Origin of the sequence: Mesorhizobium sp. M1A.F.Ca.IN.020.04.1.1 (genome assembly GCF_003997315.1) — a bacterium.
Classification (GTDB): domain Bacteria; phylum Pseudomonadota; class Alphaproteobacteria; order Rhizobiales; family Rhizobiaceae; genus Mesorhizobium.
On the sequence record NZ_RZSN01000192.1, the window covers coordinates 1 to 10,303 of the forward strand.

The 10,303-nt window shown below is 65.9% G+C and carries 8 protein-coding genes; 5 read left to right on the forward strand and 3 right to left on the reverse strand.

Annotated features, from left to right (window positions below):
- Positions 1 to 206 precede the first annotated feature (206 nt).
- A complete protein-coding gene (locus EOA49_RS26995; protein ID WP_245460815.1) occupies positions 207 to 830 on the forward strand; it encodes an ankyrin repeat domain-containing protein in 624 nt (207 codons plus the stop codon).
- A 43-nt stretch (positions 831 to 873) separates the two neighbouring features.
- Here the strand turns inward: EOA49_RS26995 and EOA49_RS27000 are convergent, their stop codons facing one another.
- Entirely contained in the window at positions 874 to 3,183 is a 2,310-nt protein-coding gene (locus tag EOA49_RS27000; RefSeq protein ID WP_245460816.1) for a cation:proton antiporter, read from the reverse strand.
- A gap of 391 nt (positions 3,184 to 3,574) precedes the next feature.
- Between EOA49_RS27000 and EOA49_RS27005 the strand changes: the two genes are divergently transcribed.
- Complete coding sequence (locus EOA49_RS27005) at positions 3,575 to 3,763, forward strand: hypothetical protein (protein WP_067322650.1); 189 nt, start codon at positions 3,575 to 3,577, stop codon at positions 3,761 to 3,763.
- A gap of 33 nt (positions 3,764 to 3,796) precedes the next feature.
- Here EOA49_RS27005 and EOA49_RS27010 read toward each other — a convergent pair whose 3' ends face one another.
- Entirely contained in the window at positions 3,797 to 4,690 is an 894-nt protein-coding gene (locus EOA49_RS27010) for a LysR substrate-binding domain-containing protein (protein WP_164746736.1), read from the reverse strand.
- A gap of 109 nt (positions 4,691 to 4,799) precedes the next feature.
- Here EOA49_RS27010 and EOA49_RS27015 point away from each other — a divergent pair, with 109 nt between their 5' ends.
- From EOA49_RS27015 to EOA49_RS27025, 3 genes are all read left to right on the forward strand, one after another.
- Complete coding sequence (locus tag EOA49_RS27015; protein WP_127240384.1) at positions 4,800 to 6,323, forward strand: sulfatase-like hydrolase/transferase; 1,524 nt, start codon at positions 4,800 to 4,802, stop codon at positions 6,321 to 6,323.
- Between the two features lie 17 nt (positions 6,324 to 6,340).
- Positions 6,341 to 7,906: an ABC transporter substrate-binding protein gene (locus EOA49_RS27020; RefSeq protein ID WP_127240387.1), complete on the forward strand. Its 1,566-nt coding sequence runs from the start codon at positions 6,341 to 6,343 to the stop codon at positions 7,904 to 7,906.
- 111 nt (positions 7,907 to 8,017) lie between these two features.
- Positions 8,018 to 8,749, forward strand: coding sequence for a DUF2270 domain-containing protein (locus EOA49_RS27025; protein WP_127240389.1), 732 nt, complete (start codon positions 8,018 to 8,020; stop codon positions 8,747 to 8,749).
- A 51-nt stretch (positions 8,750 to 8,800) separates the two neighbouring features.
- Here the strand turns inward: EOA49_RS27025 and EOA49_RS27030 are convergent, their stop codons facing one another.
- Positions 8,801 to 10,180, reverse strand: a complete 1,380-nt coding sequence (locus EOA49_RS27030) for an amidase family protein (RefSeq protein WP_245460817.1) — start codon at positions 10,178 to 10,180, stop codon at positions 8,801 to 8,803.
- Positions 10,181 to 10,303: the final 123 nt, after the last annotated feature.

The following is a 10,303-nucleotide window of genomic DNA, read 5'->3' on the forward strand; positions in this document are numbered from 1 at the left end:
GTCAAGCGCCGACGCCCCTCTCCGTCGCATGGGGCGCCGGCGATCCACGCTCGGAACTGCCCTGCCGGCATCTCCCCTCGAGTTGCCCGCACCGCCGACGCGAAATCCATTGCCCGACGACGGCGAGTGTGAAACTCTCCGCGAGAGAAAGACGCTGCATCTGAATGCCGGCCGGGCCGGCGCCATCCGTGGTCGGGGATATTGCAGTGGAAGCCGCAGAAGCAAGGAATTGGTCCCGCCTGCTGGTCGCGGCCGAGAGCGGCGATGCCGAAGCCTCGCGCGCGGAGCTCGCAGCGGGCGCGGATATCAACCAGACCGATGAAGACGGCTGGTCAAGCCTGCACCTCGCGGCGCATAACGGCCGCACCGCCGTGCTCGAAACTTTGATCGGCCACCCGGCGGTCGACGTGAACTGCAGAAACAAATGGAAGAGCACACCATTGAGCCTGGCTGCGGCTAGGGGTCACCTCGCCTGTATCCGGGCGCTGCTGAAGCATCCGCAGATCGATATCGACGCCCGCGCCGACTATTACGGCAGGACGCCGCTCATCGAAGCCGCAAGGAACGGGCATCTCGATATCGTCAAGCTGCTGGTCGAGCATGGCGCCGACGTCAATCTCGCCGACAAGACGGGACGCAACAGCGCGCTCATCGAGGCGATCAAGGGACGCCACTTCGAAGTCGCGCAATATCTGCTGGAATCCCGCAAGGTGAACTTCCTCAACAAGGACATGCGGCTCAATGCGCTGATCTGGGCTGGCAGCACGCGCAACGCCGAACTCATCGGCAAGCTGGGCGCCGCGATCCATCGCTTTTTCGAAGGCAAGTGAAGTGCGGCCGTCAGCCATTGGAACCGTCAGGCCGAAGCTGCCCTCAGCCCGTGCCCGTACCTGACCTCAGCGCCTCCCTGCCCTCGTCGTCGCGGCGCAGCCGCGCGTCGGAGATCAGCATCACCGGGCATGGGCAGCGCTGCAGCACGCCGCTCGTCGTCTCGCCGAAGATGAGTTCCTCGCCCGGCCGCCGCGCCACGCCCATGACGATCAGCGCCACGTTCCTGCCCGCCTGACGGGCAATGGCATCGGCGGCGGCGGCCCTCGAGCGGATGGCAGTCTCGATCTCGACGCCATAACGGTCGGCAAGCGCGACAATGTCCTTCAGCACAGCCTCCCTGCGGCGATGCGAGACGGTGTCGCGCGGTTCGTCGCGACCCGGACGCGCGACATAGAGGACCTTGACCGGCGCGCCGGTGACGGAGGCGACGGCAAGCGCGAGTTCCGCGCCGCGGCGCGCATTCGCCGTGCCGTTGACCGGCACCAGGATCCTGCCGGATCCCGGCCCAAGGCGCGGCATCTGCCGGCCGACGCCGGCCGGCTTAAGCACTAGGCAGAGCGGGCCCTCGAAGGCGCCCGCGAGCTCGTTGAGCCGGCGCGAGAAGCCGCCCTTCGCGGTCACCGCTCGGCCGAGGCCGATGAGCAGCATGCCGTAGCCCTTGCGCGCCTCCTTGGCGACCGCCTCGGCGGAGAGCGGAGCGTCATGCGGGCGGCGCGTGAGGGGGGCTTCATGCGCGGGCTCCTCGTCGGCTTCCTTCGCCGCCTCGCGGCCCTGCTCAGCGCCTTTCTCGATCTCGTCCAGATGCGCCGCCTCGACGGGGTCGGCTTCGCTTTCGCCGCTTGTACGGAGCACGGTCGTCGGCTTGCCGGCTCCGATGACACCGGCGAGGTAGGCGGCGAAGCGGCCGACGACGCCCTCGTCGACCACCACCAGCAGCCGCTCCAGATTGGTGATGAAGCCGCGCTGGTCGACCTCCTCGCGCTCCAGCCTTTTCTTCTCCGCCTCCCCCATCGGCAGCCGCCCCAGCGCCCAGCGCAGCGTCGGCGGCATGGCCAAGGTGGTGATGACGGCCATGGTGACGATCATGGTGAAAAGCGTGTGCGAGATCACGCCGATCGACAGACCGATCGAGGCGACGATGACCTCGGTCGAGCCCCGCGCATTCATGCCGCAGCCGACGGCGATGCCCTCGCTGCGGCTCATGCCCGCGGCCTCCGCGCCGATGAAGGCGCCCCCGAACTTGCCGAGGCTGGCGATCGCCACCAGCGCCACGGTGAGCAGTGCAAGCTCGGGATCGACGAGCACTGTCAGGTCGGCCGAGAGACCGGCGACGCCGAAGAAGACCGGCATGAAGAGTGCCGTGATCACGCCGCGCAATTGCCCCTCGATGTGACGCGACAGGATCGGCGACTCGCCGACCAATATGCCGGCGACGAAGGCACCAAGCACCGTATGCACGCCGATCAAGTCGGTGACCAGCGCCAAACCGCCCATGATGGCGAGGATGACGGTGACCACCGCGTATTCCGAGCGGAAGGTGTCGTTGGTCCAGCGGATGGCGTCGAAGACGATGCGGCGGCCGAGCGTGAAGGAAAAGGCCATGAAGGCGGCGACGCCTGCGAGCGTGAAGGCGAGGCTGGCGAGCTCGATTCGACCATGCGTGGCGATGCCGATGGTGATGGCGATGATCACCCAGCCGATCGTGTCTTCGATGATGGCCGAGGAGACGATGATTTGGCCGAGGTCGCGGCGCATGAAGTTCATCTCGCGCACCACCATGGCGACGATCTTGACCGAAGAGATCGAAAGCGCGGTGCCCAGAAACAGGCCGGACACGATGCGCTCGCTGCCGGTGGCAAGCAGCGAGGCCGGCATGAACTGCGCGGCCACGAAGCCGAGCGCGAAAGGCACGGCGACGCCGGTGGCGGAGATGGAAAAGCAGGCGCGGCCGACGCGGCGCACCAGCCTCAGGTCCGTTTCCATGCCGGTCAGCAGCAGAAGCATCAGCACGCCGAACTGGGCGATGGCGTTGATCATCGACTTCTGCGCGGCATCGCCCGCAAAGACCAGCCGCTCGGCCGCGGGCCACAGCCAGCCGAGCAGCGAGGGCCCGAGCAGGATGCCGCCGATCAGCTGTCCCATCACCGCCGGCTGGCCGAGGCGCTCCAGCAATTCGCCGATGCCTCGGCCGACGACGAGCAGCAAGATGACTTCGAGAACGAAGATGCCTTCGCTCGACATGCCGGTTTTTTCGGCGGCGAAGGCGGCGGCCGGCATCGATGCAAGCGCCGCCGCGGTAAGCGCGAGAGAAACCGGCCGGCGCCGGTTGGGCATGAAGGACAATTGCCACACCCCTCGATTATCCTCGCCATAACGGTTTCGCACATGCATCGGTTGCACGGCGGTGGAACTGCCACTCTCTCCCGTTGTGGGGGCGATGTCCGGCAGGACGGAGGGGGCGCCGTGGAGGACCAACGTCGATTCAACCTATCTCCAAAGCAGGCCACTTTTAACCGTGATGGAGGTGCCTGCAAGGGCTGGGATGCCGGCGGGACAGCGCCTCCTCTACCCTGCCGGACATCTCCTTCACAACGCGAGAGAGTGGCAACTCCGGCGCCGGCCGCCTCTCTCAAGCAGCTTCGGCGTCGCGTACAATTCGATTCAAATGCCGCCGCCGATCTTTGCTTGTCGGTAAAGCGACTCACGCATGGTCGCTGCACGGCGGGGCAATAAGGAGAAGCTAATGAAAAGCGACTTTGCCGCCGCCCACCTGCACCTCGACAGGGCCTGCCACTATCTGCGCGGCGACGACGAGACCAGCCGCACGGCGCTTGCGGCGCTCGACCTTGTGATCGAGGCGGTCGCGACCGCCCTCTATGCCCGGCCCGAGGCCGAAGTGGTGCCGTTTCCGATATCAGCCGCTCAGCGATAGGAAGCATCCATGACCGGCGGCCGGCAATGATGATTAACGGCCGATCAGATCGGTCATCGCCTCGATGACCTTGCCGGCCGCCGCCCCCGTCGCCGACCGATCATTGACGATGATCGAGATGCGAAACGGAATGTCGAACTCGATTGGCCTGAGTGCCAGTCCGAACTCGGAATAGAAGCCCGCAGTGAACGGATCGACCACAGCCAGCGAGCGGCCGCCCCTGACCAGCGCGCAAGCCAAGAATGACTGGAAGATGTCGGCGACGGTGTTGGCCGCGGTCACTTCGAGCAGCCTCGCGCCGTCGCGGCTGCGGCGGAAATAGAGCTCGCCCAGCGACACGAACGGATAGCGGGAAAAATCCTCCAACCGGACGCGCTCGCTCTCGGCAAGCGGATGCCTCTGGTCCATGACACAGACGCTATTGCGCTCGAAAGTGGCGACGCATTTGGCATCCAGGAAGGAAACGCCCGCGTCCACCAGGCCGACGTCGGTCAGGCGCGAGGCGACGGAGGAGACGATCTCCGTCGAGCTCCGCACCGCGATGGTGGTCCTGGCCTCTGGAAAGCGCGTCCGAAGCTGCTGGATCGCTTCCGGCACGATGTTGAAGGACATCGCCGCCAGCGTGCCGATGCGCACGACGCCGCGCTTTAGTTCCCTGATCTCCTGCGCCGCCATGATCAGGTTGCGCGCGCCATGAAAGGTCTTGCCGACCTCGCCGTAGAACAGCAGGCCCTGCTCAGTCGGAACGAGCCGACCGTGCGAGCGATCGAACAGGCTGAGGCCGGTATCGATCTCCAGCTCCTGCAGCAGCCGGCTGACGCTCGGCTGCGAGACGTTGAGCGCGACCGCCGCGCCCGACACGGAGCCGGCCACCATCGTTGCCTCGAAGGCCTCCAGTTGACGAACGCTGAGCCCGGAAAAACGCATCTCTTCCTCCCGGTATAGGATTAGCACATACCGGACCAAAATCTTGATCTTTGATTTCGCTGCGTTTCGGGCCCTAGCTGCAAGCTTGGCAGAAACGGACGGAGCCGTCGTGAAGCGAGCCAATGTCATCTTCATCTGTGCCGACCAGATGCGCTACGACGCGCTCTCGGTCACCGGCAACCGCGTCGCCCATACCGCAAACATCGACCGCATCGCCGCGCGCGGCGCAACCTTCCATCGGCATTTCACGCCTAACCAGATTTGCTCGCCAAGCCGAGCGACCATGGCAACAGGGCTCTATCCACGCCATCACGGATTGTGGCGCAACGGCGTGGCGCTCGACGATCGGCTCCCTAATCTGTGGCAGGCGCTGTCGCTTGCCGGATACGCCACAAAAGGCGTCGGAAAGCTGCACTTTCAGCCACTGCTCGCGCCCGTCGAACGCGGCATGCCGGAATCGCTTGCCTATTGGGAAAGGCCGGGCTGCGAGGACTGGCACGGTCCCTATTTCGGCTTCGATGCCGTCGACCTCGTCATGGGCGAAGCCAACGAAGCCACTCGCGCCGGCCACTACGCCGCCTGGCTCAAGCGCAACCACCCCGAAGTGGTGGACCTCTACGAGCCCGACGCCAGTCCCGACAGCCGGGCGCAGGATCTGAACGAAGTCTGGAAAAGCGCGGTGCCGCCCGAGTTGCACTACACCAGTTGGATCGCGGATCGGGCGATCGACTTCATCGGGGACAAGGGCAGGCAGGCAGAGCCGTTCGGCTTGTTCGTCTCGTTTCCGGACCCGCACCACCCCTTCGCCCCGCCCCGGCCCTATTGCGACCTGTTCCGACCGGAGCGGATGCCCAGGCCGACTATCCGGGCGGGCGAGCTGGAGCGGATGCCGGCCTATCTCGGCGAAGGCGACGATCCGACAAAAGTGCCCTACATCGCCTCCGGCGAGCAGCCGCGCGAGCAGGGCTTCCTCCTGCGCACCGACGATATCTCCGACGAAACGCTGGCCATCGCAATCGCCCACACGCATGGCATGATCCAGATGATCGACGATGCCGTCGGGCGGCTGCTCGTCGCACTGGACGACGTTGGCGTGCTCGACGACAGCTTCGTGCTGTTTACCGCCGATCATGGCGAGTTGCTCGGCGACCACGGGCTGCTGCGCAAGGGGCCACCACCCTACCGACAACTGCTGCAGGTCCCGCTGGTTCTTAGCGGTCCAGGCATCCGCGCCGGAACAAGCCTCGATGCGCTGACCAGCCACCTCGACCTGTTCGCGACCATCGCATCGCTGCTCGGCCTGCCGGCGCCCGCGACCGACGGCACCGATCTCAAGCCGCTGATCGACGGCCGGGTCGCCGACGTCCGCGACTTCCTGTTCGGTGAATATCATCCGCGACGTGACCCCTGCCTCTACAACCAGTCGATCATCTCCAAGGAGTGGCGGTTCACCCGCTATCCCAACCAGCCGGCCTGGGGGGAGCTGTTCGATCTTCGCGAAGACCCCTGGGAGCGCTGGAACCTGTTTCCCGAGCGAGCACTCGGCGCGCAGGCGCGCGCGCTGAGCGCGGTTCTCGACCGGCGCCTGCCGCCACAGCCGCTGATGGTCAACGAAGTCCTTGGCGCCTATTGAACCAATGGGAGAATGACATGAACGACAGAAGCGTCTTCTCTAGCCTGGACAGCATGAACCGCCGCAGCTTCATCAAGACGGCCGCTGCGGCTGCCTTCGCCACGGCGGCGTTTCCACATACCGGCCTTGCCGCGGCGCCGCGCAAGGGCGGCGCGCTGCGCCTTGGCCTCAACGGCGGCAGCTCCGCCGACACGCTGGACCCGACGCAGCTGATCGGCACTTTTTCCATCAACGTCTCGCGGCAGGTCTACAACACGCTGGTGGAGATCGGCGATGACGGCAAGCCGGCGCCGGAGCTCGCGGCAAGCTGGGAAGCCAGCGACGGCAACAAGCGCTGGATCCTCAATCTCAGGCCGGGCGTGCAGTTTCACAACGGCAAGACGTTCGACGCCGACGACGTCAAATACTCGCTGGGCCTGCATATCGGCGACAAGACCAAGTCGAAGGCCAAAGGGCTGGTCGCCGACGTCGCGGAAGTGCGGGCCATCTCGCCGACGCAAGTCGAGATTCTGCTCAAATCGGCAAATCCCGACATGGATTATGTGCTGTCGGATCTGCATTTCGCCATGGTGCCGGCAGGCTTCGCCGACTGGTCGAAAGCGATCGGCACCGGTCCGTTCAAGCTCACCGCCTTCCAGCCCGGCGTGCACGCCACCGCCGCACGCAACGAGACCTACTGGCGCGGCGATCGCGGCCATGTCGATACGGTCGAGACGGTCGTGATCAACGACGCCGCGGCACGCGTCTCGGCTCTTCAAGGCGGCTCGGTGCACATCGTCAACGGCATCGACTACAAGATCGCTCCACTGCTCAAGAAGGACCCGCGCGCCTATCTGCTGGTCACCGAAGGCAAGCAGCATTTCTCGCTGCCGATGGACGCCACGAAGGAGCCGTTCAACAACCCCGATGTCGTGCTGGCGCTGAAGCACGCGCTCGACCGTGAGCAGATGGTGAAGCTGCTGATGGCCGGCTTCGGACGGGTCGGCAACGACCATCCGATCGCTGCCGGCGATCCGAGCTTCAATCCGAACATCGCGCAGCGCGGCTACGATCCGGACAGGGCCCGTTTTCACCTCAAGAAGGCCGGCAAGAGCGATCTTACCCTCGAGCTGCACGCCGCCCCCGTGGCGTTCGAGCAGGCGGTCAACACGGCCGAGCTTTTCGCGCAATCGGCCAAGCCCGCCGGCATCACCATCAATGTCAAGCGCGAGCCCGATGACGGCTACTGGAGCGACGTGTGGCTGAAGAAGCCATGGGTGGCTTCCTTCTGGGCCGGGCGGCCATCGGCGAGCATGATGTTTTCCTCCGTCTACGCCTCGGGCGCGCCGTGGAACGAAACGCATTGGAAGAACGACAGCTTCGACAGAAGGCTGACGGAGTCGCGCTCATTGGCCGATCCGGCAAAACGCCGCGAGGTCTATTTCGAGCTGCAGCAGATGATCCATGACGAGTGCCCGACCATCATCCCGGCCTTCGCCAGTTGGATCGACGCGGCGCGCCAGGAGGTAAGGGGTTTCGTTCCCAACCCCAACTTCCTGCTCAGCGATCATCGCGTGGCCGAACGGGTCTGGCTGAGCGCATAAGAGCTTCCGTCGGAGAGCGTCAGCAGGAACATTTCTGCCGGCCCCACATTGTGCTATATGGGGTGTGGCCGGCTCAACGGCCGGCCACGGCGGGAGGCACGTGGCAAGGGGATGTCGCAGGTCCAGACCGTAAAGCCAGCCGAAGCAGCGGCGCCGCCAAGGGGCTCCGATGCGTTCGCGCTGAAGCTCACTTCCTCCGAATTCGCAACCACCATGTCGCATTTCCACCGCGCGGAGATCGGGCGCATGGCGGGCTGGCGCGACCGGCTCGACCGCACCAGCAATTGGGCAATCACCGTGGTGGCGGCGATGCTGTCCGTGTCGCTGTCGACGCCTTCGGCGCATCACGGCGTGCTGCTCTTCGCCATGCTGCTCATCACGCTGCTTCTATGGATCGAAGCGCGGCGCTACCGGTTCTTCGACGTCTATCGGGCGCGGGTGCGTCAGTTCGAGCGCTATTACTTCGCGCAGATTTTTTCGCCGCAGCCGGACTTCGCCTCCAACTGGCTGGCCATCCTCGGCGAAGGCCTGCGCTCGCCGCGCTTCCTCATCTCGCAGCGCGCGGCGCTCGTCCGGAGGCTGCGCCGAAACTACGTCTTCATGTATACGATCTTGATGCTTGCCTGGGTCTTGAAGATCACCACGCCCAGCCTGCAGCGCGAAGGCTCGCCGATCGGCTTCAGCGCCTCGCTGCTCGACACCTTTCGCGTGGCGACGCTCGGTCCCATCCCCGGCGCCGTGGTGGTCTGTGGCGTCGTCGTATTCTATCTCGGGATGCTTGCCGCCGCCTTCCTGATGCGCGCCGACGACGGCGAACTGTCGTTCGGCGACGTGCATGTTTGAGCCTGGGGCGGCGGCCCTTGGTCTTTCAGGCAGCCCGCCGTTTGCACGCGCTCACAATCCCGGTGGCCTGACGAAACCGTCGGTGAGACGCGCCAGCGCTTTCGCCACGGCCAGCAGCTTCATGTCCGAATGGCGGCGGCCGACCAGCTGGGCGCCGATCGGCAGGCCCTCCCGGTCGACACCGATTGGAACGACGGCGGCCGGATGCCCGGTCAGGTTGAAGCGGCAGGCGTGGCTGAGCCCGCTCCAGTAGGGCGTCTCGATGCCGTCGACGGGGATCGGCGCACCCATTTCGCGGTGGCGGAAGGCCGTGCACATCATCGCCGGACAGACCAGCACGTCCCACCCGTCGAAGAACCGCTCCCAGGCAGCGATGAATTCGTCGCGCTGGTTGAGCGCCTCGAGATAGGCGGCCAGCGAGGGCGAGGTTTCGCGCGGCTGCCGGAAGACCTGCGAATACCAGGTGATGAGATCGGAAAACAGCGCCCGCTCGGCCGCGAAATCGTGCTGCGGCAATGCCTGCCCTACCCGCGCGCCGCCGACCTCGATGGCGCCCGCGAAGCCTGCGATCGCGTCGGCGATGTCGAGCGCGGTCGGCACTCCGGGAAATTCGGGCGCGAAGGCAACCCTGAGCGTCCCCAGCGGCGGCTCCGGCGCCTCGTCCGTCGCCACCGGCGGCACTTCGGTGTCGAGACCGTCGGCCCCGGCGATGATGCGGTGGGCCAGGATGAGATCGTCGACGTCGCGGGCCAAAGGCCCGATGTCGAACAGCAGGCGGAAGCTGCGCGGCAGGTCGGGCGGATCGGCGTAGCTGCCGGTGATCGGCACCGTCGCCTGCGTCGGCTTGAAGCCAAAAACGCCGCACAGATGCGCCGGCATCCGGATCGAGCCGCCGGCATCGCTGCCGATCTCGAGCGGCACCAGCCCGGCGGCGACCGCGGCCGCCGCGCCGCCGCTGGAGCCGCCGGGTGTGCGGGTAACGTCCCACGGATTGACGGTGCGGCCGAAGATCGGATTGTCGGTCTGCAGGTCGCGCAGCCTGGGCGGCACGTTGGTCTTGCCGATGATGAGGGCGCCGGCCTTGCGCAGCCGCGCGGCAATCGTGCTGTCCGTCGCCGGGACATGATCGGCAAAGGCTTCCAAACCGACGGTGGTGCGCATGCCGGCTGTGGCATGGCCGTCCTTCAGCGTGATCGGCACACCGTTGAGCGGACCGACGGCCTCGCCGCGCGCGACCGCCATATCCGCGGCCTGCGCTCCGGCGCGGGCCGCCTCCTCGTCGAGGGTGACGATGGCGTTGAGCAGCGGGTTGACGACAGCGATGCGGGCAAGCTGCGCCTCCATCGCCTCGACAGCGCCGACCTTCTCCTCGCGGATCGCCGCCGCCAGTTGCGAGGCGGTCAGGAAGGTGGTGTCCAAATGGCTCGTCATGGTGGTGTTCCTTCCTGCGGAACGGAAATAGGGAAGTAGGGAGGTAGGGAAGATCAGACTTCGTGAACTCCGCACATCGGATGCCAGTACCTTTTTCCCCTATTCCCCTATTCCCCTCCCTTC

What these genes read in the sequence shown, in the direction of transcription:
- EOA49_RS27005 (WP_067322650.1), top strand. Translation starts at nt 3,575, where the DNA reads ATGAAAAGCGACTTTGCCGCCGCCCACCTGCACCTCGACAGGGCCTGC.
- EOA49_RS27020 (WP_127240387.1), top strand. Translation starts at nt 6,341, where the DNA reads ATGAACGACAGAAGCGTCTTCTCTAGCCTGGACAGCATGAACCGCCGC.
- EOA49_RS27010 (WP_164746736.1), bottom strand. Translation starts at nt 4,690, where the DNA reads ATGCGTTTTTCCGGGCTCAGCGTTCGTCAACTGGAGGCCTTCGAGGCA.
- EOA49_RS27025 (WP_127240389.1), top strand. Translation starts at nt 8,018, where the DNA reads ATGTCGCAGGTCCAGACCGTAAAGCCAGCCGAAGCAGCGGCGCCGCCA.
- EOA49_RS27030 (WP_245460817.1), bottom strand. Translation starts at nt 10,180, where the DNA reads ATGACGAGCCATTTGGACACCACCTTCCTGACCGCCTCGCAACTGGCG.